This window comes from Geodermatophilus sp. SYSU D01119, from assembly GCF_054049975.1.
On record NZ_JBJGYL010000001.1, the window covers coordinates 289998 to 310327 of the forward strand.

Below are 20330 nucleotides of genomic sequence, written 5' to 3' on the forward strand. Positions count from 1 at the left end.
CGCCGTCCGAGGAGGTCTCCCGTGCGCTCCCTGCGCCTCGTGGGCCTGTCCGAGGACGGCCGCCACCTGGTGCTCGCCGTCGAGGGCGGCGGCGACGGCGCCGACGACGGCGAGCGCTTCGAGCTCCCGGTCGACGACCGGCTGCGCGCCGCGGCCCGCGGGGACACCCGCCGGCTGGGCCAGATCGAGGCCGACGGCGGGCTGTCGCCGCGGGTCATCCAGGCCCGCATCCGCGCCGGCGAGACCCCCGAGCAGGTCGCGGCGTCCTCCGGCACCCGGGTCGAGCGGATCATGCGCTTCGCCCACACCGTGCTGCAGGAACGCTCCCGGCTGGCCGAGCAGGCGCGCGAGGCGCGGGTCCGGCTCTCCGAGGGCATCCCCGGCGCCCCGCTCCAGCAGTTCATGGCCGAGCGGCTGCGGCTGCTCGGCGCCGACCTCGACGCCGTCCGGTGGGACGCCGCGCGGGCCGAGGACGGCACCTGGGTGGTGACCGCCGCGTGGCGCGCCGGCGCCAAGGAGGGGACGACGCTCTGGGTCTACGACGTCCCGGCGCGCACCGTCACCCCGGCCGACCAGGGCACCCGCGACTTCGCCGAGGGCACGCGCCTGGTGCGCGTCGTCCCCGGTGTCCCGGCCGAGCGGCCGATCATGCCGGTGCACCGCAGCGCCGCCGTCCCCGAGCGCACCCCGGCCTCCGCGGCTCCCGCGGCCGAGGAGCCGCCCGCGCCCGTCGCCCCGCCGGCCGCCGAGCGGCGCACCGACGCCGCGCAGCTCACCGACGACGAGATCGCCGAGCACGACACGGTCGTCCTGCGCACCGGCGAGACCGACGGCGAGGACGAGGACCCGCGCGCCCGCGTCCCGGCCTGGGAGGACATCGTCTTCGGGGTGCGCCGCAACCGCTGACCGGCGGCCTGTGACGGACCGGACGTGTCCAACCGATCGGCGCGGGTACCCCACCGGCATGTCGATGTCGGTGTCCATGCCCCTCGGGGGCGTCCAGGTCGGGTCCTACGACAGCTACCAGCAGGCGCAGGCGGCGGTGGACCACCTGTCCGACGAGAAGTTCCCGGTCGAGAACGTCACGATCATCGGCTCGGACCTGAAGATGGTCGAGCGGGTCACCGGCCGGCTGACCTGGGGCCGCGCGATCGCCGCCGGCGCAGCCAGCGGCGCGTGGTGGGGCCTGTTCGTCGGCCTGCTGCTGGGGATCTTCGCGCCGAGCGGCACGAGCTGGATCAGCTCGGTGCTCACCGGCCTGCTCATCGGCCTCGTCTTCGGCGCCCTGTTCGGGGCGATGGGCTACGCGGCCACCCGCGGGCAGCGCGACTTCACCAGTGTCTCGCAGGTGACCGCGAGCCGGTACGACGTCATGTGCGACCCCGCGCACGCCGAGAACGCCCGGGCGATCCTGGCCCGCTGGTCGCTCCGGAACTAGCGCAGGGTCGCGAAGGCGACGGCGGCGGCCGCGGCGACGCCGAGGGAGTCCACGCCCGCCCGCATGGGGATCCGTGCGCGCACCCGCGCCGCCGCCTGCGCCTCCGGGGTGAGCCCCGGACCCTCGGCGCCGAGCAGGACCGCGGTGCGGGGGTGCGCGCGCGGGTCGACGTCGCCGAGGTCGACGGCGTCGGCGGCCGGGGTGAGCGCCACGGTGAGGTAGCCGGCGTCGTGCAGCCGGTGCAGGCCCGCGGGCCAGTCGTCGAGCACGGCGAAGGGCAGCGCCAGCACGTGTCCCATCGACACCCGCACCGCGCGGCGGTAGAGCGGGTCGGCGCAGCGGGGGTCGAGCAGCAGCCCGTCGACACCGAGGGCCACCGCGGAGCGGGCGATCGAGCCGAGGTTCTCCGCGTCGTTGAGCGCCTCGAGCACCGCCAGCCGCCGCGGCGCGGCCGGGTCCGGGCCGGCCAGCAGCGCGCCGACGTCGGCCGGCGGGCGCCGGTCGGCCGAGGCCAGCACCCCGCGGGTGAGCCGGAAGCCGATGAGCTCCGACAGCGCCCACTTGTCCATCTCGTAGGCCGGCACGCCCGGCGGCAGGTCCAGCGCGGCCAGCCGCCCGGGGACGCCGAGCACCGCCCGCACCCGGTACGGCGAGACCAGCAGCCGCTGCACCGCGGGCACGCCCTCGACGATCACCGGGCCGGTGCCCCGCTCCCTCCCGGCGGGGCGGTCACCGGCGTGCAGGTCGCGGAAGTCGGCGACCCGCTCGTCGGCGACGTCGGAGATCGGCTCGGCCACGGGGGCATCCTCCCCGAGCGCCGGAGCCGGCCTCCCCGCAGGATCGGGTGGTGCCCAACCCAGTGGTCGTCGTCGGAGCCGGCATCGCCGGCGTGGCCTGCGCCCGGGCGCTCGCGGACGCGGGGATGCCGGTGCGCGTCCTCGACCGCGGGCGCCGCCCCGGCGGCCGGATGGCCTCCCGGACGCTGGAGGGCCGGGTCACCGACCTCGGCGCCAGCTACCTGACCGCCTCCGGCGGCTCGCCGTTCGCCGCCGTCGTCGACGACTGGGTGGCGCGCGGGCTGGCCCGCCCCTGGACCGACACCTTCGCCGTCGCCGGGCCCGACGGGGTCCGCGAGACCCGCAGCGGCCCGCTGCGCTACGCCGCCCCCGGCGGGCTGCGCTCGCTCGTCGCCGACCTCGCCGGTGGCCTCGACGTCGCGCAGGAGCGCGAGGTCGGGCGGGTGGAGCCGGGCCCGCGGGTCGACGGCGAGCAGGTGCCCGCCGTCGTCCTGGCCCTGCCCGACCCGCAGGCCCGCCGCCTGCTGCCCGCCGACCTCGGCGGCCGGCTGCTCGGCGACGAGCAGGCGCACCCCTGGCAGCCCACCCTCGCCGTGGCGCTGGGGTGGGACGAGCGCCGGTGGCCGGCCGACCTGCACGGCGCCTTCGTGCACGACGACCCGGTGGTCGAGTGGATCGCCGATGACGGCGACCGGCGCGGGGACGGCGCCCCGGTGCTGGTCGCGCACACGACGCCGGGCACCGCCGCGGCGCACCTGGACGACCCGGGCCGCGCGGTGCCGGAGGTGACCACCGCGGTGCGCCGGGCGCTCGGCATCGACACCCCGCCGGCCTGGACGCACGTGCACCGCTGGACCTTCGCCAAGCCGGCGGCGCCGCGCGAGGAGCCGCACGGCCTGGCCGACGGGGTGGGCGTGTGCGGCGACGGGTGGCGGGCGCCGTCGAAGGTGGAGAGCGCCTGGACCTCCGGGCACCTGCTCGGCACCGCGCTGGGCCGGGCCTGAGTGCCGGGCGGACTCGCCCCGCCGCCCGGACCGGCCGACCAGCGCGCCGAGGAGGAGCGCTCCGACGGCTCCCCGGCCAAGGCCGGGCTGCGCGGCATCGGCCTGCCGGCGGTCGTCGCCGTCGCCATCGGCCTGCTGCTCGTCGTCGTGTACCTGGCCGCCTTCCCCGCCGCGGAGCCGCACGGCCTGCCCGTCGGGGTCACCGGCCCGGCGGACGTCGTCGCCGACGTCCGGGCGGGGGTCGAGGGGTCGCGCCCGGGCGCGCTGGCGCTGACGGGCCTCCCCGACGCCGCGGTCGCCGAGCGGGCGGTGACCTCCGGGGACGTCGTCGCCGCGCTGGTGCTCGACGGCCCGCCGCGGCTGCTCGTGGCCGGGGCGCACGGGCAGCCGGTGACCCAGGACCTCACCGGGATCCTGGGACCGGTGGTCGCCGAGCGGGCCGGTGGGCAGCCGGCGGTCACCGACCTCGCGCCGCTGGCCGAGGGTGACCGGCGCGGGCGGGCCATCGACCACACCGCGTTCGGCGTGGTGCTCGGCGGGTTCCTCTTCGGCATCACCAGCTACCAGGCGGCGCCGAAGCTGCGCCTGCGGCTGCGGCTGCTGAGCGCCGTCCTGTTCGCGGTCGCGGCGGGGCTGCTCGGCGCGCTGCTGTCGGTCACGCTGTCCGGCGCCCTCCCCGCCGGCTTCTGGCCGGTCGCCGGGATCGTCGCGCTGCTGGCGCTGGCCTGCGGGTCCGCAGCCGCCCTCGCCCTGCGCCTGCTGGGCGGCGCGGGCACGTTCGTGGCCACCGCCGTCCTGCTCACCCTCGGCGCGGCCACCAGCACCGGCAGCTTCCCCGCGCAGTACCTGCCGGGCTGGCTGGAACCGCTGGCGTCGGTGCTCCCGCCGGGGGTCGCGGTGCGGGCGCTGCGGGGCCTGGCCTACCTCGGCGGCGACGGCGCCGGCCGGGCCGTCTGGGTGCTCGGCCTGTGGTGCGTCGTCCCGCTGGTGATGGTCGCCGCGGCCGACGCGGTGGCGAGGCGGCGCGCCCGCACCCCTTGACCCGGTCGGCGGAACTCACCTAGCGTTGAGTTCATCAGGCGTTGAGTTCTCGCCCTCGGGAGGCCCCCATGACCGACGCCGTCACCGTCACCGACCTCGTCGTCGACCGCGGGCACCGCCGCGTGCTGCCCGGGCTGTCCTGCGCGGTCCCCGCCGGCCGGGTCACCGGCCTGCTCGGCCCCAGCGGCAGCGGGAAGACGACGCTGCTGCGGGCGCTCGTGGGCGTGCAGCGGATCCGCTCCGGCACGGTCACCGTGCTCGGCGAGCCCGCCGGCTCCCCCGGCCTGCGCTCGCGGGTCGGCTACGTCACCCAGGCGCCGAGCGTCTACCCCGACCTGACCGTCCGCGAGAACGCCCGCCACTTCGCCGCCCTGTACGGCCGGGGCGCCCGGGCCGCCGACGACGCGCTCGCCGCCGTCGGGATGGCCGCCGCCGCCGGGCAGCTGGTGGCGGACCTCTCCGGCGGGCAGCGCGGCCGGGCGTCGCTGGCCTGCGCGCTGGTCGGCGAGCCCGAGCTGCTGGTCCTCGACGAGCCCACCGTGGGCCTGGACCCGCTGCTGCGCGTGGAGCTGTGGGACCGGTTCCACGCCCTGGCCGCGGCCGGCACCACGCTGCTGGTGTCCAGCCACGTCATGGACGAGGCCGGCCGCTGCGACCGGCTGCTGCTGCTCCGCGAGGGCCGGCTGCTGGCCGACGTGACACCCGGGGAGCTCCGCGAGGACGCCGGCACACCCGACCTCGAGGAGGCCTTCCTGGCCCTCGTGCGGCGCGGGGAGCAGGTGCCGGCATGAGCAGCGCCACCGCCGTCCTGAGCCCCCGGCTCACCGTCGCCACCACCGGGCGGGTGCTGCGCCAGCTGCGCCACGACCACCGCACCATCGCCATGCTCGTGCTGCTGCCGAGCCTGCTGCTGGGCCTGCTGTACCTGCTGTGGCGGGACGTGCCGGCGCTGCCCGGGCAGCCGACGGTCTTCGACCGGGTCGGGCTCACCATGCTCGGGGTCTTCCCGTTCGTCGTGATGTTCCTGGTGACCAGCATCGCCATGCTGCGCGAGCGCACGTCGGGCACGCTCGAGCGGCTGCTGACCACCCCGCTGTCGCGACTGGACCTGCTGCTCGGCTACGGCACGGCGTTCGGGCTGGCCGCCGCGGCCCAGGCGCTGGTCACGGTCACCGTGGCCACCACGCTCTACGACCTCGACATCGCCGGGTCGGTCTGGCTGGTGGTGCTGATCGCCGTCGCCGACGCCGTCCTCGGGGTGGCGCTGGGCCTGCTGGCCAGCGCCTTCGCCCGCAGCGAGTTCCAGGCCGTGCAGTTCATGCCGGTCGTCGTCCTGCCGCAGTTCTTCCTCTGCGGGCTCCTGGTGCCCCGCGAGCAGATGGCCGGCTGGCTGCAGGCGGTGAGCGACGTGCTGCCGCTGACCTACGCGGTGGAGGCACTGCAGGAGGTCGGGCGGTCGTCGTCGGGGACCGGCACGATGTGGACCGACGTCGGCGTGGTGGCCGGCGCGGCGGTCCTCGCCCTCGCCCTGGCGGCGGCGACCCTGCGGAGGAGGAGCAGCTGAGCCCAGCGCGGCGCCCGACCGGACGGCGGCCGGGCAACCCCGGCACGCGGGCGGCGGTCCTCGACGCCGCCCGCGCGGCCTTCGCCGAGCGCGGCTTCGACGCGACGTCGATCCGCGCGGTGGCCACCGCGGCCGGCGTCGACCCCGCCCTGGTGCACCACTACTTCGGCACCAAGGACAAGCTGTTCCTCGCGGCGATCGAGGCGCCGGCCGACCCCGGGACCTTCCTGCCCGAGGTGCTCGAGGCCGGTCCCGAGCACCTCGGGGAGAGCGTCGTCCGCATGCTGCTGCGGGTCTGGGACGGCCCCGCCCGCCCGGCGGGCCTGGCGCTCGTCCGCTCGGCGGTGGGCAACGAGTGGACCGCGCGGCTGCTGCGGGAGTTCCTCGTCTCCCAGGTGCTGCGCCGGGTGGTCGGCACGCTCGACCTGCCGCCGGCCGAGGCGGAGGCCCGCGGCGCACTCACCGCCTCGCAGCTGATCGGCGTGGTGATGGCCCGCTACGTGCTCCGCGTGGAGCCGCTCGCCTCGGCGTCGGCCGAGGAGCTGGTGGCGGCGGTCGGCCCGACCGTGCAGCGCTACCTGACCGGCGACGTCGCCCTGCCCGGCCGGCGGGACTAGCGCGCGACGCGGGCCAGCTGCCGGGCCTGGGCGACCAGCCGCCCGGTGGCGTCCCAGATCCGGCACTCCTCGTCCGACCAGCCGCCGGTCACCTCGGTGGAGCGCGACTCGACCAGGCACCAGCCCGGCGCGGGCAGCGCGCGGACGAGCACCTGCAGCTGCACGGTGGGCGCCCAGCCGGGCCTGCCGACGGCGAAGGCGGTGGGCGGCAGCGCGTCGGCGAACAGCAGGAGGGCCAGCGGGTCGGGGTCGCGGCCGTCGGCCAGCCGGATCCAGGCGCGCAGCAGGCGGGTGTCGGAGGGCCGGCCCACCGTCCAGCCCGCCGTCGCCGGGTCCAGCCGGGTGTCGATCTGCCGGGCCAGCCCGACCGCCGGGCCGCCCTCGGCGCTGCGGGTGGCCACGCACTCGTCGGGTCCGGGGACCTCGGGTGCCGGGTTGACCGAGTAGTCGCTGCCGTCGCGGCCGAGGGTCGCCGTCGTCACCTGGACGGCGAGCGAGGGGCCAGCCGCGCCGGTGAGCAGCACCGAGGAGTGCGCGAGGGTGCGCCCGGCCGGGCCGGCCGTGACGGTGAGGTCGGCCGGGCCTCCCGGGGTGGCGCGCAGGTAGCTCGCCGACAGCGCGACCGGGTGCGGGTGCGGGCTGTCGAGCAGCGCCGCACGGGCCACCACGCCGAGCAGGTAGCCGCCGTTGAGGACGCCGGCGCCGACGTCCCAGCCCGGGTCGAGCTCGGCGCGGATCCCGCCGCCCTCGGTGCGGGTGACGGCGGTGGCCCGGTCGAAGGCGGCGTCGGTCTGCGGCACGGACGCCAGGGTGCCAGGGTGCGCAGACGTGGAGTACACGCACCTGGGACGCAGCGGCCTGTCGGTCTCCCGCCTCTGCCTCGGCACGATGAACTTCGGCTGGAAGACCGAGGAGTCCGACGCGCACGCGGTCATGGACCGGGCACACGAGGCGGGCATCAACTTCTTCGACACCGCCAACGTCTACGGCTTCGAGGCCGGCAAGGGCCGCACCGAGGAGGTGATCGGCACCTGGTTCGCCCAGGGCGGCGGCCGCCGGGAGCGCACCGTGCTGGCGACCAAGGTCTACGGCGGGATGTCCGACTGGCCCAACGACACGTTCCTGTCCGCCCGCAACGTCGTGCGGGCGTGCGACGCGTCGCTGCGCCGGCTGCGGACCGACTGGATCGACCTCTACCAGTTCCACCACGTCGACCTCGCGACGCCGTGGGAGGAGATCTGGCAGGCCTGCGAGACGCTCGTGGCGCAGGGCAAGGTGCTCTACGTCGGCTCGTCGAACCACGCGGCCTGGCAGCTCGCCGCGGCCAACGAGGCCGCCGCCCGCCGGCACTTCCTCGGCCTGGTCAGCGAGCAGTCGCACTACAACCTGCTCACCCGGCACGTGGAGCTCGAGGTGCTGCCGGCGGCCCGGCACTACGGCATCGGGGTCATCCCGTGGAGCCCGCTGGCGCAGGGGCTGCTGGCCGGCGTGCTCGGCGAGCAGGAGGGCGCCCGGCGGCAGATGGAGCGCAACCGGGAGCGGATCGAGGCGCACCGGCCCGCGCTGCAGGCCTTCGAGGACGCCTGCCGCGACTGGGGGCTCGCGCCGGCCGACGTCGCGCTGGCCTGGCTGCTGCACCAGGACGGCGTGACCGCGCCGATCGTCGGGCCGCGCACGATGGCCCAGCTCGAGGGGTCGCTCGGCGCGCTGGACGTGAGGCTGGAGCAGGCGCAGCTCGACCGGCTCGACGAGGTCTTCCCCGGCTTCAGGGCCGCCCCGATGGAGTACGCCTGGTAGCGAAGGAGGCGAGCGGCTCGTGCCGGCCGCCGCTGCTGCGCACCAGGGTCACCCCCGTCAGCGGCCAGTCCGGCCCGCGGTGGCCGGCTAGCCGGTCGGGCAGGTCGGCGTCGGCCGGCCGGCGCGGGTCCCAGCGGCCCAGCGTGAGGTGCGGCCGGAACGGGCGGTCCTCCACCGGCAGCCCGAGCCCCCCGGCGGCGCGGGCCAGCCGCGCGGCGAGCCCGGCGAGCACGTCGACGTCGCCGTCCACCCCGGCCCAGAACACCTGCGGCCGGCGCCGGGAGCCGAACCGCCCGGCCCCGGCCAGCCGTAGCGTGGCCGGCGGGGTCGGGTCGACGGCGGCCCCGACGGCGGCGGTCAGCCCGGGCAGCAGGTCCGGCGGCACCGCGCCGAGGAACAGCAGCGTGAGGTGCCAGCGGGCCGGGTCGCCCCACCGCGGGGCGCCGGGCGCCTCGCGCAGCGGCGCCAGCGCCGCGGCGAGCGAGGCGCGGGCGTCCTCGGGCGGGACGGCCGCGACGAACAGCCGCAGGGGCGCCGGCCCGGTCAGCGCACCACCAGGCCGGCCGCGGCCAGCGCCGTCTCCACCCGCAGCCGCTCCACGTCGCGGGCGAAGCCGGGCGGCAGGCCGCGCAGCGTCGTCGGCACGGCGAACTGGCCGGCCGCCTCCACCAGGACGTCGTCGTAGGCCGCCTGGAAGCCGCGGCGGCGCACCTGCGGCGACCCGGCCGGGACCACGTCGAGCTGGCGGGCGAGCCGGCGCAGGTCGGCGGCGACCGCCTGCACGGGGCGGTGCACCGGCGCCGGGGGCGCGGCACCCCCCGCGGCCTCCCGCGCCCGGCGACGGGCGCGCAGGTCCTGGGTGAACTGGCCGGAGAACAGGCGGAACAGCAGGCCGAGCGCGGCGAAGGCGCCGACGAGCATCGCGGTGATGCCGGCGAGCTGGAGCAGGGCGGGGACCATCGGGCTCATGCGGCGCGCTCCCGTGCGGACCGGGGGACGGCGGTGGCCGCGACGGTACGTCGGTGGCGGGCCGCCCGCCACGTCGCCGGTCAGGCCGCCGGTCAGGCGACCGCGGGCGCCCGGCGGGCGCGCAGCAGCGACAGCCCGGCCGCCACCCCGGCGACGACCACGACCGCCCCGCCCAGCGACATCCCCCACCGTGCGCCGAGGTGCTCGCTCACCCAGCCCACCAGCGGCGCCCCGAGCGGCGTGCCGCCCATGAAGCAGGTGAAGTACAGCGCCATCACCCGCCCGCGCATCTGCGGATCGGCGCCCAGCTGCACGAAGCTGTTGTTGGCCACGCTGAACACCAGGGCCGCCGCACCCGTGGGCACCAGCAGGACGGCGAACGGCCAGAACCCGGAGACCAGCCCGCACGCCACCGTCAGCAGGCCGAACACGACCGCCGAGACCACGAGGAACCGCCGCCGCGGGCGGGCGCTGCGCCGGGTGGAGAGGAACGCCCCGGTCAGCGAGCCGACGGCGAACAGCGTGGACAGCAGGCCGAAGCCCTCCGCGCCCAGGCCCAGCACCTCGCGGGCCATCAGCGCGATGGTCACCTGGAAGTTGAAGCCGAAGGTGCCGATGACGAAGGCCAGCAGCATCGCCAGCCGCAGGTCGGCGCGGTTCCAGGTGTAGGCGAGCCCCTCGCGCAGCTGTCCGCGCCCGCGCGCCACCGGCGCGCTGCGGTGCAGCTCCTCCGGCCGCATCGCCGACAGCGCCCCGATGGTGAACACGAAGCTGGCGGCGTTGACGAAGAACGCCGGCGCGGTGTCGCCGCCGGCGGCGCCGATGAGCAGCCCGGCCAGCGACGGGCCGACGAGACGGGCGCCGTTGAAGATCGTCGAGTTGAGCCCGACGGCGTTGGCCAGCAGGCCGGGGCCGACCATCTCCGAGACGAACGCCTGCCGCACCGGCGCGTCGACGGCGGCCACCGACCCGAGGCCCGCGGCCAGGACGAACACGTGCCACAGCGCGATCGCGTCGGTGACCACGAGGGTGGCCAGGCACAGCGCGAGCAGGCCCATGAGCGCCTGGGTGACGACGAGGACGCGGCGCTTGTCGTGCCGGTCGGCCAGGATCCCGCCGAGCATGCCGAGGACCAGCGTCGGCCCGAACTGCAGCGCCGTCACCAGCCCGAGGGCGACGCCGCTGTCGCCGGAGAGCTGCAGCACCAGCCAGTCCTGGCCGATGCGCTGCATCCACGTCCCGGTCAGGCTGACCAGGTTCGCCGACGCGTAGAGCCGGAAGTTGTGCACCCGCAGGGAGCGGAAGGACCCGTGCCCGGGGTCCGCGACCTCCGCGGCGGTGGTCTCAGCAGCCGTGGACGTCACCCACCGGCGAGCTCCTCCATGATCTCGGCGGCCTCGCGCAGGGTGGCCCGCTTCTCCGGCGTCAGGCTCTGCAGCCGTCCCGAGAGCCACGCCTCACGGGCGCGGGCCTCCTCGGTGAGCAGCGTCTCGGCGGCGTCGGTGAGGCCGATGACCACCTGCCGGCCGTCGGTCGGGTGCGGGGTCCGGGTGACCAGCCCCCGCGCCTCGAGCGCGACGACGACGCGGGTCATCGACGGCGGCTGCACCCGCTCGTGCGCGGCCAGCTCCCCCGGGCTCATGGGGCCGTGCCGCTTGAGCGTGGACAGCGCGGCCAGGTGGGTGAGCGTGACGGAGGTGTCGACCCGCTGGTTGCGCAGCCGCCGGGAGAACCGCATGACGGCCAGGCGCAGGTCGTGGGCGAGCGCCGCGGTGCCCAGCGTCGACCTCGTCACGGTCCCCAGCCTACCCGGGTCGTTAGCAGTGCTCAGAACAGTTGCTGGAGCGGCTCCAGCGCGAAGTAGACGAGGAAGAGCACCGCGATGACCCACATCAGCGGGTGGATCTCCCGCCGCCGGCCGACCGCCGTCCGCAGCAGGACGTAGCTGACGACGCCCGCGCCGATGCCGTTGGTGATCGAGTAGGTGAACGGCATGAGGGCGATCGTGAGGAAGGCCGGGATGACCAGGCTCATGTCGTCCCACTCGAGGGTGCGGATCTGGCTGATCATCAGCGCGCCCACGATCACCAGCGCCGGGGCGGCGGCCTCCGAGGGCACCACCTGCACCAGCGGGGTGAAGAACATCGCCACGAGGAAGAGCACGCCGGTGACGACGCTGGCCAGGCCGGTGCGGGCGCCGTCGGCGACCCCGGAGGCGCTCTCGATGTAGGTCGTGTTCGACGAGACGCTCGCCGCGCCGCCGGCCGCGGCCGCGATCGAGTCGACCAGCAGCACCGGCTGGGAGCCCGGCAGGTTGCGCTTCTCGTCGAGCAGGCCGCCCTCGGCGCCGACGGCGGTCACCGTGCCGACGGTGTCGAAGAAGTCGGCGATCATGATCGAGAAGACGATGAGCAGCGCGGCGACGACGCCGATCCGCTCGAACCCGCCGAACAGCGAGAACTGGCCGACGATCGACAGGTCGGGGGCGCCGACGACGTCGTCCGGCAGCGAGGGCACCTGCAGCGCCCAGCCCCGCGGGTTCTCCGTGCCGTCGGTGCCGATGCGCGGCCCGATGCCGGCCACCGCCTCGATGACGATCGCGAGCACGGTCGAGACGACGATGCCGATGAGCAGCGCGCCCTTGACCCGGCGCACGACGAGCACCGCGGTGAGCAGCAGCCCGACGACGAACACCAGCAGGGGCCACCCGGCGAGCTGGCCGTTCACACCGAAGCTGATCAGCGGCGAGCCGGGCCGGATCACGCCGGCGTCGGCCAGTCCGATGATCGTGAGGAAGAAGCCGATGCCGACGGCGATCGCGGTCTTGAGCTGCGGCGGGATCGCCTCGAACACCGCCCGGCGGAACCCGGTGAGCACCAGCACGGTGATGAGCAGGCCCTCGAGCACGACCAGGCCCATGATCTCCGGCCAGGACAGCTGGGTGGCCGCGAAGACGGCGACGATCGCGTTGATGCCGAGCCCCGTGGCCAGCGCGAACGGGTAGCGGCCCACGATGCCCATGACGACGGTCAGCGCGCCGGCGACCAGCGCGGTCACCGCGGCGACCGCCCCGAAGGGCAGCGTGGCACCGGTGACGTCGGCGCCGGACAGGATGATCGGGTTGAGCACCACGATGTAGGCCATCGTGAAGAAGGTGGTCAGCCCGCCGCGCACCTCGCGGCCGAGCGTGCTGCGCCGGGCACTGATGCCGAAGTACCGGTCGAGCCCGTTGCGCGGCCGCAGCTGCGGGCCGTCGCTGCGGCGCGGTGCCGGCGCGCCCGCGGCGACGTCGGCGGGGGTGTCCCCGGTCGCCGTCCGCGCGGCGGGCCGGGCGGCGGAGGCACCGCGGGAGGGTCGGGACTTCTCGGGCATGCGGGCTCCTGCGTGCTGCTGCGACCGGGCGACGAGCGGCAAGAGCGTGCCACACGCCGCGCGCGCCTCGGTGCAGGAACGCGAGCGGGCGGGCCTAGGGTCGGTGCGTGCCCGGCCCCCTCAAGCAGGCTCCTCCCCCGCTGCGCGTCGACACCGCGCGCGTCGTCCTGGTCGGGATCGGCCTGTGGGTGGTGGCGCTCGTCGTCGTCCTGCTGCTCGGCGACCGGGTGGACCGGATGTGGACCTGGACCTGCGTGGCCGGGATCGGGCTGCCCTTCCTGGGGCTGGCGATCATGCGCTGGCAGGGCCAGCTCGGACGACGCGGGCCCGACGCCGGCTGAGCCCCTCCCCTACGGCCAGGCTGCCAGCAGGCGCACCGTCGCGACGGCCAGCACCCGCGTGACCGCCGTCAGCTCGGTCAGGTCGACGTGCTCGTCGAAGGAGTGCGCGTGGACGACGTCGCCCGGGCCGTAGTGCAGGGTCGGCACGCCCTCGGCGGCGTAGAGCCGCAGGTCGCTGCCGTAGGGCACGCCGCGCTCCCGCGGCGCGGTGCCCATCAGGTCCGCCTGCGCCGAGGACACCGCGTCCCGCAGCGGGGTGCCGGCCGGCGTGCGCCCCGGCGCGAACTGCCCGCCGGACCAGGTCACCTCCACCGGGTGCGCCCGCAGGAACGGGTGGCCGGCGCAGGCGGCGGCCAGGCGCTCCTCGACGGCGGCGCGCGCGTCGGCGGGGTCCTCGTCGAGGCGCACGCCCAGGCGGCCGGTGGCGGTGAGCGAGTCGGGCACGGTGCTGGCCCAGTCGCCGGCCACGACGGTCCCGATCGAGAGCGTGTGCGCGACCGGGTACTCCGCCATCAGCGGGTCGACGACGGCGTTGCGCTCGGCCTCGAGCCCGCGCAGCACGGCGTCGACGAAGCCGAAGTGCTCCACCGCGCTGCGCCCGGCCCAGCGGGTGCTGCCGTGCGCCGGCTCGCCCGGCACCACGAGCCGGAAGGTGAGCGCGCCGCCGGCCGCGGTGGTGAGCGTGCCGCTGGTGGGTTCGGTGATGACGCAGGCGTCCCCGCGGTGCCCGCGGGTCAGCGTCGCGAAGGCGCCCAGGCCGCCGTCCTCCTCGCCCCCGACCAGGTGCAGCGCCAGCCGGCCGGGCAGCCGCACGCCGCTGGCCAGCACCGCCTCGGCGACCGCGAGGTTCGCGGCCACCCCGGCCTTCATGTCGCAGGCGCCGCGGCCGTACAGGCGCCGGCCGGCCGGCCGCGGCGTCCAGGGGTCGCCGGCCCAGCGCCGGAGGTCACCGGGCGGGACGACGTCCACGTGCCCCTGCAGCACCACGGTCGGACCGTCGTCGGCCCCCGTCGAGGCCACCAGACCCCAGGCCTCGCGCCGCGGCACCTCCGTGCCGGGGAAGCCGGGCCGCGCGGCGAGCCCGTCGACGTCGAGCCTCCAGTGGTCGACGTCCATCCCGGCGCGCGCGGTGCGCTCCGCGAGCCCGGCGAGCAGGTCGGACTCGGCGTCGCTGCCGGTCACGCTGGGCACCCGCACGAGATCGGCCAGGGTCCGGTGCAGCGCGCCGACGTCGAGGGCGTCGAGGACGGCCTCCTCGACCCGGCTGGGCCCGCCCCGCGGCGCCCCGGTCTCGGGCGCCCACCCCGTCAGCGTCACGTCTCCTCCTCCGCAGGCCGCCACCGTGGCGGGCGACGGGAACGCTAGGGAGCGCGGGCGTCCGGCGGGAGCCTGATCTCGTGCGTCCTCCCTACGATCCCTTGCGTCCGATGGGCACCCGACGCAACGGAGGACCACGGTGGACGACCTGGACAGGGCGATCGTGCAGCGGCTCGTGCAGGACGCCCGCAGCACCTACGGCCGCATCGGTGCCGAGGTGTCGCTGAGCGCCCCTGCGGTGAAGCGGCGCGTCGACCGCCTGGTCCGCACCGGGGCGATCCGCGGGTTCACCGCGGTGCTCGATCCCGCCGTCCTCGAGTGGTCGGTGGAGGCCTACGTGTGGGTCTACTGCGAGGGGGCGCCCGACCCGGAGGAGGTGCGCCGCCAACTCGAGGACGTGCCCGAGGTGGTGCAGGCGACGACGATCTCCGGCACCGCGGACGCCGTGCTGCGGCTGCAGGCGCGTGACACCGCCGAGCTCGAGCGCGCCGTCCGCCGACTGCGCGCGCTGCCCACCGTCGCCCGGACGGAGAGCGCGGTGGTGCTGTCCCGGCTGATCGACCGGCCGCGGGGTTGAGGCCCGGCGCTCAGTCGGTGAGGACGTCGAAGTCCGCGGTGTCGTAGCGGGCCGACGTCACGACCTCCGCCGGCTCACCCGCGGCCAGGGTGGCCTGGCTGTGCGCGCCGCAGCCGTAGTCGACGGCGACGACGCGGCCGTCGGCCGGGGAGTACTCGTTGCCGCAGGCGCCGAGCAGGCCGCGCAGCGACCCGGCCAGCGGGAGGAAGAAGCCGCAGGTGCCGCAGGGGCCGGGCGCCTGGCGGGCCATCGGGGCGCGCGGCCCGAAGTCGCCGGCCAGCCAGCGGGCGGCCGCGCCGGCGCGGCCCTCCGGCGACATGACCCGCTCGCGGCCCAGGCCGATCTCGGTGGCCAGGGCCTGCGCCTCGGGGTCGGCGGCCGCGTCGTCGTCGGCGGTGTAGGACGGCACCAGCCGCGGGTCGTCCTCGGTGGCCGGCAGCACGTCGCCGACCGACAGGTCGCCGGGGCGCAGCCGCTCGTGCCAGGGCACCCAGGCCGGCGCCAGCAGCGCGGCGTCGCCGGGCAGCAGCACGACCTCGTCGACGGTGACCTCGCCCGCGCCGGGGACGGCGGCGAGGGTGACCGCCCAGTGCCAGCCGACGTAGCCGGGCAGCCGGCTGGCGAAGGAGTGGGTGACCACCGCGCCGAGCGCCGCCTCGTCCACGCCCTCGGCCGCGGGGCCGAGTGGCTCGGCGGCCGCGCCGAGGTGCTCGCCGACCAGCCCGGGGTCGCCGGCCGTCTCCTCGGCCGCGGCGCGGGCGGTGTCGACGGCGGCGGTCAGCGCGTCGCTGCCCGCGGGGGCGGGGTCGGGGTCCGGGAGCACCCGCCCATCGTCCCAGACGCGCCCGGAGGGACCCACCCGCCGGGCCGGGGAGTGATCACGGTCGTCCCGGACGCCCAGGTCGGTACGGCACCATGGGGGCGTGCCGTCCTCGCGTCCGCCCGGGTCACGCCGGGGTCCGCTGCGCCGCGCCCGGACCGGGCCGCCCCCGCCGGACCGGATGGACACCGCACCGCTGGACCTGCCCCAGCCGGGCCCCTGGCCGCAGGCCGCCGCCGCGCCGCCGCCGGGTCCCCCTGCCCAGTACGGCCCGCCGGGCACCTGGCCCCAGGCCGCCGCGCCACCGCCTCCGCAGTACGGCCCGCCGCCGCAGGCCCTGCCCCCGGCGCCGCCGACCGTCCCGCAGCCCGAGCCGGCGCCCGCTCCCGAGCCGCGGGTCACCGTCACGCGCGTCGCCGTCGCCCGCAGCCGCGAGCTGACCCGGGCCGGCGTCGCCCGGGTCCGCCGGGCCAGCCGGGCCGACGGCGCCGGGGAGAGCGGCCTGACCCACCTCCTGTGGGTCAACGCGATGCACATGGCCGGCGACGCGATGATCGCCGTCTCGCTGGCCGGCACCCTGTTCTTCGCCGCCGCGGCCGACGCCCAGCGCGGCAACGTGGCGCTCTACCTGCTGGTGACGATGGCGCCGTTCGCCGTCGTCGCGCCGGTCATCGGCCCGCTGCTCGACCGGCTGCAGCGCGGGCGCCGGTGGGCGCTCGGCGCGGCCTCGTCCGGGCGGGCGCTGCTGGCGCTGGTCATGGCCGCGCACCAGGACGACTGGTGGCTCTACCCCGCCGCGCTCGGCGTGCTCGTGCTGTCCAAGGCGCACAACGTGCTGCGCGCCGCCGTCGTCCCGCGGGTGCTGCCCGGCGCGATGTCGCTGACGTCGGCCAACGCGCGCCTGTCGGTGTTCGGCCTGGTCACCGCGGGCGTCTTCGGCGGCCTCGGCGCGGGCCTGGCCTGGGCGTTCGGCTTCGCACCCCTGCTGTGGGTCACCGCGGTCGTCTTCGCCGTCACCGGGGTCCTCGCCGTCCGGCTGCCCCGGCACGTCGACGTCCCCACCGGCGAGCAGCCCGCCGACGTGCTCAGCACCGGCGAGGTCCCGGTGGCCGGCCGCCGGCGCCGCCCGGTCAACCCGCACGTGGTGCTGGCGCTGCGCGCCAACGCCGCGCTGCGCGGTCTCGGCGGCTTCCTCACGATCTTCTCGGCGTTCCTCGTGCAGGCCACCGTCGAGGGCGGCTGGGAGTCCACGCTGGCGCTCGGCGCGATCGCCGGCGCCGCGGGGGCGGGCAGCGTCCTGGGCACCGGCATCGGGTCGCGGCTGCACTCCGCCGACCCCGACCGGGTGGTGGTCTGGTCGGCCGGCGTCGCCGCCGCGGTCACCGTGCTCGCGGCGGTGTTCTTCGGCCTGGCGACGGCCGCCGCGGTGGCCGGCGTCTCGGCGGTCGCCAACGCGCTCGGCAAGGTCGCGCTCGACGCGATCATCCAGCGGGAGGTGCCGGAGAGCCTGCGCGCGTCGGCGTTCGCCCGCTCGGAGACCGTCCTGCAGCTGGCCTGGGTGGTCGGCGGCGCCATCGGCATCGCGCTCCCCCCGATCGGCTGGCTCGGGTTCACCGTGGCCGCCGCACTGCTCGTCCTCGCCGTCGGCCTGGTGCTGTGGACCCCACGGCGCCGCAGCTGGCGGCCCGTCGACCCCGAGGCACCCACCGTGCCCGGCGCCGGACCGCAGGCCTGGCCCGCGCCCGACGCCCCGACCGTGCCGGAGGCACCCCGCCCGTGAGCTCCTCCCCCCGCGCCGCCGCCCTCGTCCTGGCCGGCGCGCTCCCCGTCGTGCTGGCCGGCTGCGGCGGACCGTCGGCGTCGGACCCCCCGCCCGACGTCACCGTCACCGCCGGGCCGCAGGAGGTCACCGCGCGGCCCACCCAGTACTGCGCCGAGGGCGAGGGGCAGCGCTACAGCGGGGTGACCCCGCCGATCATCGAGGTCCCCCCAGGCACGCCGATCGCGCTGACCGTGCCCGACGACGTCGCCGCCAACGGCTGGAGCGTGCAGGTCTTCGACGAGCGGCTCGAGGAGCGGATCGGCGAGGTCGACGTCGAGGCCGGCACGACCACCTACGAGGGGATCACCAGCTCCGACGTCGTCCCGCCGGCGTTCTACCTCGTCGTCGTCGAGGACCGGCACGGCGAGTGCCTGCTCACCGGCTCGTGGCCGGTGGGCTTCCTGCGCGCCGGCGGCGAGGTGGCCGAGCCGACCCCGACGACGCCGTCGGCGACGCCGGCCGGCTGAGGCCACCGACCGGGCTCAGGCCTCCAGGTCGCCGGCGACGGCTCGCAGCACGGCCGCGACCTTGCGCGACTCGGCGCGGTCGGGGTGCCGGCCGCGGCGCAGCGAGTTCGAGACGTCGTCGAGCAGCTTGATGAGGTCCTCGATGATCGGGACCAGCTCGTCGGGCTTCTTCCGCTTGGCCTCGGCCACCTTGGCCGCCACCGAGGGCAGCGGGTCGAGGACGCGGACCTGCAGCGCCTGGTCACCCCGCCGGCCGGCGACGATGCCGAACTCCACCCGCTGGCCGGGCTTGAGCTCGGCGGTGCCGGAGGGCAGCGCGTCCTTGTGCACGAAGACGTCGGGCCCGTCCTCGCGCGAGAGGAAGCCGAACCCCTTCTCGGGGTTGAACCACTTGACTCTGCCGGTGGGCACGGTGAGATCCCTCGGTCGCTCGCTGGGGTGGTCCGGCAGGGGTGCCGGCGTCGGCGGCAGGCCCGCCGCTCGTCCCCCAGGTTAGCCGTCCGCGCGGACGGTCCCGCCGTCGCCGAACTGCGCCGGGTCGACGACGCCGAGGCGGCCGATCAGGTCGAGGAAGACCGAGGCGAAGTCGTTGTCGGCGACCTCCCGGCGGACGGTGGCCCAGTCGACCTGCTCGCGCAGCGCCCGCGCGACGGGCAGCAACCGCGCGAAGTCGCAGTAGTGCTCGTCGAGGGCCATCAGCTTGGTGGTGAGGATGTCGGTGGCCGCGAGCACCGGCATGTGCACCGAGAGCACGGCACGGTCCTCGGCCCGCTCGATGAGGTCGCTCTCGACGGGGTGGCCGCAGGTGCGCCACAGGACGTCGACGAACGAGTTGCCCTGCACGACCTTGGTCAGCCAGTCCTCGGCCGGGTCCTCGACCTCCAGCCCGGCGTCGCGCAGGACCTTGACCGCCCGCTCGGCCTCGTCGGCGGTCACCAGGAAGTCCGCGTCGTGGTCGGGCTCGGGGGCGCCGCGGACCCACGCCGCGTAGCCACCGCACAGGGCGAAGGGCACCCCGCCCTCCTTGAGGGCCACGGCGGTGCGCTTGAGGAGGTCCCGGATCTCGTCGCGGTCGGAGGGCTGCACGGGGTGCTGCTACCCGGCGCGCATCCGCTCACGCACGGGTGAACCGGCACCGGCCGGGGCACCGGTGTCGGGTGCGCATCGCGACCTTCAACATCCTGCACGGGCGCTCACCGGAGGACGACCGGGTCGACGTCGACCGGCTCGCCGCGGCGGTGAAGGCCCTCGACGCCGACGTCCTGGGCCTGCAGGAGGTCGACCGCGACCAGCCGCGGTCGATGAACGCCGACCTGACCGCGGTGGCCGCCGAGGCGATGGGCGCCACCGACCAGCAGTTCGTCGCCGCGCTGTCGGGCACCCCGGGCGGCACGTGGATGGCCGCCACCGGTGACGAGCAGCCCGGCGCGGCGAGCTACGGCGTCGCACTGCTGTCGCGGTACCCGGTGGTGTCCTGGCGCGTGGTCCGCCTGCCGACCCTGCACGGGCGGGTGCCGGTGTGGTTCAGAGGGGCGCGCGCCCCGAAGCTGGTCAGCGAGGAGCCGCGGGTCGCCGTGGCGGCGGTGGTCGACGGCCCGCACGGGCAGTTCACCGTGGCCTGCACGCACCTGTCGTTCGTGCCGTACTGGAACTCCGTGCAGCTGCGCCGCCTCGTGCGGTCGATGCGGGGGACGCGCGAGCCGCTCGTCGTCCTCGGCGACCTCAACATGGAGCCGCCGCAGGCCCGCCGGGTCAGCGGGCTGCGGCCGCTGGCGTCGGCGCCGACGTTCCCGCTGGAGGAGCCGACCCGGCAGCTGGACCACGTGCTGGTGCGCGGCGGGCTGCGGGCGACCGGCCCGGCCGAGGCGGTGCGGCTGCCGCTGTCGGACCACCGCGCCCTCGTGGTGGACGTGGGACCCACCTGATCGGGCAGGTGGTTGGCGTCGTGACAGCGTCCGGTGTCACGATGCCCGCATGGCTGCCGGCGTCGGGACCCGTGCGTTCACCCTCGTCGCGTCCGCGGTGCGCGTGGTGGCGTCGCTGGTCGCCGTCGTCATCGTGGTGCACGCGGTCTTCACGTTCTTCGCGGCCAACCCGGCGAACCCGCTGGTCTCGGCAGCGGCGTCGGTGCGGCGCGACCTCGGCTGGTTCACCGTCGACCTGTTCCGTCCGTCGGACGCGGAGGTCGGCGAGACGATCAACGCGGCGCTCGCCGCGCTGGTGTGGCTCGTGGCCGGCAACCTCGTGTCGAAGCTGCTCACACGGCTGGCGCCGTCGCCGTCCCGGTCCTGACGCGCCCGGGGGGGGGGGGGGGGGGGGGGGGGGGGGGGGGGGGGGGGGGGGGGGGGGGGGGGGGGGGGGGGGGGGGGGGGGGCGCGCGGGGGGGG

25 protein-coding genes are annotated in these 20330 nt (G+C 76.8%); 14 read left to right on the forward strand and 11 right to left on the reverse strand.

Annotated elements, in window-relative coordinates; genetic code table 11:
* Positions 1–21: 21 nt before the first annotated feature.
* Both sepH and ACI79X_RS01395 read left to right on the forward strand, forming a co-directional pair.
* Positions 22–906 (forward strand): septation protein SepH, encoded by an 885-nt coding sequence (sepH, locus tag ACI79X_RS01390; RefSeq protein ID WP_457023624.1) that lies wholly within the window; start codon positions 22–24, stop codon positions 904–906.
* A 58-nt stretch (positions 907–964) separates the two neighbouring features.
* The gene (locus tag ACI79X_RS01395; protein ID WP_457023625.1) at positions 965–1438 is read left to right on the forward strand and encodes a general stress protein; all 474 of its coding nucleotides are present in this window, start codon (positions 965–967) and stop codon (positions 1436–1438) included.
* Here the strand turns inward: ACI79X_RS01395 and ACI79X_RS01400 are convergent.
* The gene (locus tag ACI79X_RS01400; RefSeq protein ID WP_457023626.1) at positions 1435–2235 is read right to left on the reverse strand and encodes a TrmH family RNA methyltransferase; all 801 of its coding nucleotides are present in this window, start codon (positions 2233–2235) and stop codon (positions 1435–1437) included. The genes ACI79X_RS01395 and ACI79X_RS01400 overlap by 4 nt on opposite strands.
* A 50-nt stretch (positions 2236–2285) precedes the next feature.
* Here ACI79X_RS01400 and ACI79X_RS01405 point away from each other — a divergent pair, with 50 nt between their 5' ends.
* The 5 genes from ACI79X_RS01405 to ACI79X_RS01425 all read left to right on the forward strand — a co-directional run bounded on the left by ACI79X_RS01405 (position 2286) and on the right by ACI79X_RS01425 (position 6461).
* Complete coding sequence (locus tag ACI79X_RS01405) at positions 2286–3239, forward strand: NAD(P)/FAD-dependent oxidoreductase (protein ID WP_457023627.1); 954 nt, start codon at positions 2286–2288, stop codon at positions 3237–3239.
* Entirely contained in the window at positions 3240–4280 is a 1041-nt protein-coding gene (locus ACI79X_RS01410) for a hypothetical protein (protein WP_457023628.1), read from the forward strand. It begins immediately after the preceding gene.
* A 68-nt stretch (positions 4281–4348) separates the two neighbouring features.
* On the forward strand, positions 4349–5071 hold the full coding sequence (locus ACI79X_RS01415; protein WP_457023629.1) for an ABC transporter ATP-binding protein: 723 nt from the start codon (positions 4349–4351) through the stop codon (positions 5069–5071).
* On the forward strand, positions 5068–5844 hold the full coding sequence (locus tag ACI79X_RS01420) for an ABC transporter permease (RefSeq protein ID WP_457023630.1): 777 nt from the start codon (positions 5068–5070) through the stop codon (positions 5842–5844). Before ACI79X_RS01415 ends, ACI79X_RS01420 begins: the two co-directional genes overlap by 4 nt.
* Entirely contained in the window at positions 5760–6461 is a 702-nt protein-coding gene (locus ACI79X_RS01425) for a TetR/AcrR family transcriptional regulator (RefSeq protein ID WP_457023631.1), read from the forward strand. Before ACI79X_RS01420 ends, ACI79X_RS01425 begins: the two co-directional genes overlap by 85 nt.
* Here ACI79X_RS01425 and ACI79X_RS01430 read toward each other — a convergent pair.
* Entirely contained in the window at positions 6458–7261 is an 804-nt protein-coding gene (locus ACI79X_RS01430; RefSeq protein WP_457023632.1) for a thioesterase family protein, read from the reverse strand. The two genes, ACI79X_RS01425 and ACI79X_RS01430, sit on opposite strands and share 4 nt — an antisense overlap.
* 28 nt (positions 7262–7289) lie before the next feature.
* Between ACI79X_RS01430 and ACI79X_RS01435 the strand changes: the two genes are divergently transcribed.
* Positions 7290–8258, forward strand: coding sequence for an aldo/keto reductase (locus ACI79X_RS01435; RefSeq protein WP_457023633.1), 969 nt, complete (start codon positions 7290–7292; stop codon positions 8256–8258).
* Here the strand turns inward: ACI79X_RS01435 and thpR are convergent.
* The 5 genes from thpR to ACI79X_RS01460 form a co-directional block, all read right to left on the reverse strand.
* Positions 8227–8805 carry an RNA 2',3'-cyclic phosphodiesterase gene (gene thpR / locus ACI79X_RS01440; RefSeq protein WP_457023651.1) on the reverse strand — a complete coding sequence of 193 codons (579 nt, stop codon included), beginning with the start codon at positions 8803–8805 and terminating at the stop codon, positions 8227–8229. The genes ACI79X_RS01435 and thpR overlap by 32 nt on opposite strands.
* Positions 8802–9227, reverse strand: a complete 426-nt coding sequence (locus ACI79X_RS01445) for a hypothetical protein (RefSeq protein WP_457023634.1) — start codon at positions 9225–9227, stop codon at positions 8802–8804. Before ACI79X_RS01445 ends, thpR begins: the two co-directional genes overlap by 4 nt.
* Positions 9228–9319: 92 nt before the next feature.
* Positions 9320–10591 (reverse strand): MFS transporter, encoded by a 1272-nt coding sequence (locus ACI79X_RS01450; protein WP_457023635.1) that lies wholly within the window; start codon positions 10589–10591, stop codon positions 9320–9322.
* Entirely contained in the window at positions 10588–11022 is a 435-nt protein-coding gene (locus ACI79X_RS01455; RefSeq protein WP_457023636.1) for a MarR family winged helix-turn-helix transcriptional regulator, read from the reverse strand. Before ACI79X_RS01455 ends, ACI79X_RS01450 begins: the two co-directional genes overlap by 4 nt.
* A gap of 32 nt (positions 11023–11054) precedes the next feature.
* Positions 11055–12599 carry an NCS2 family permease gene (locus ACI79X_RS01460; protein WP_457023637.1) on the reverse strand — a complete coding sequence of 515 codons (1545 nt, stop codon included), beginning with the start codon at positions 12597–12599 and terminating at the stop codon, positions 11055–11057.
* A gap of 107 nt (positions 12600–12706) precedes the next feature.
* Between ACI79X_RS01460 and ACI79X_RS01465 the strand changes: the two genes are divergently transcribed.
* Positions 12707–12940 carry a DUF2530 domain-containing protein gene (locus tag ACI79X_RS01465; RefSeq protein WP_457023638.1) on the forward strand — a complete coding sequence of 78 codons (234 nt, stop codon included), beginning with the start codon at positions 12707–12709 and terminating at the stop codon, positions 12938–12940.
* A 9-nt stretch (positions 12941–12949) separates the two neighbouring features.
* On the opposite strand, the gene ACI79X_RS01470 is transcribed toward ACI79X_RS01465, so the two are convergent.
* On the reverse strand, positions 12950–14257 hold the full coding sequence (locus ACI79X_RS01470) for an ArgE/DapE family deacylase (protein WP_457023639.1): 1308 nt from the start codon (positions 14255–14257) through the stop codon (positions 12950–12952).
* Positions 14258–14396: 139 nt separating this feature from the next.
* On the opposite strand from ACI79X_RS01470, the gene ACI79X_RS01475 reads away from it, so the two are divergent.
* Positions 14397–14834: an Lrp/AsnC family transcriptional regulator gene (locus ACI79X_RS01475; protein ID WP_457023640.1), complete on the forward strand. Its 438-nt coding sequence runs from the start codon at positions 14397–14399 to the stop codon at positions 14832–14834.
* 10 nt (positions 14835–14844) lie between these two features.
* On the opposite strand, the gene ACI79X_RS01480 is transcribed toward ACI79X_RS01475, so the two are convergent.
* Entirely contained in the window at positions 14845–15657 is an 813-nt protein-coding gene (locus ACI79X_RS01480) for a DUF3027 domain-containing protein (protein WP_457023641.1), read from the reverse strand.
* 178 nt (positions 15658–15835) lie between these two features.
* Here ACI79X_RS01480 and ACI79X_RS01485 point away from each other — a divergent pair, with 178 nt between their 5' ends.
* Positions 15836–17434, forward strand: a complete 1599-nt coding sequence (locus ACI79X_RS01485; protein WP_457023642.1) for an MFS transporter — start codon at positions 15836–15838, stop codon at positions 17432–17434.
* The gene (locus ACI79X_RS01490) at positions 17431–17943 is read left to right on the forward strand and encodes a DUF2771 family protein (RefSeq protein ID WP_457023643.1); all 513 of its coding nucleotides are present in this window, start codon (positions 17431–17433) and stop codon (positions 17941–17943) included. Before ACI79X_RS01485 ends, ACI79X_RS01490 begins: the two co-directional genes overlap by 4 nt.
* Positions 17944–17958: 15 nt before the next feature.
* On the opposite strand, the gene ACI79X_RS01495 is transcribed toward ACI79X_RS01490, so the two are convergent.
* Complete coding sequence (locus tag ACI79X_RS01495) at positions 17959–18354, reverse strand: cold-shock protein (protein WP_457023644.1); 396 nt, start codon at positions 18352–18354, stop codon at positions 17959–17961.
* Between the two features lie 81 nt (positions 18355–18435).
* A complete protein-coding gene (locus ACI79X_RS01500) occupies positions 18436–19029 on the reverse strand; it encodes a nucleotidyltransferase family protein (protein WP_457023645.1) in 594 nt (197 codons plus the stop codon).
* A 71-nt stretch (positions 19030–19100) separates the two neighbouring features.
* Between ACI79X_RS01500 and ACI79X_RS01505 the strand changes: the two genes are divergently transcribed.
* Both ACI79X_RS01505 and ACI79X_RS01510 read left to right on the forward strand, forming a co-directional pair.
* A complete protein-coding gene (locus tag ACI79X_RS01505) occupies positions 19101–19868 on the forward strand; it encodes an endonuclease/exonuclease/phosphatase family protein (RefSeq protein WP_457023646.1) in 768 nt (255 codons plus the stop codon).
* Between the two features lie 49 nt (positions 19869–19917).
* A complete protein-coding gene (locus tag ACI79X_RS01510) occupies positions 19918–20235 on the forward strand; it encodes a hypothetical protein (RefSeq protein WP_457023647.1) in 318 nt (105 codons plus the stop codon).
* Positions 20236–20330: the final 95 nt, after the last annotated feature.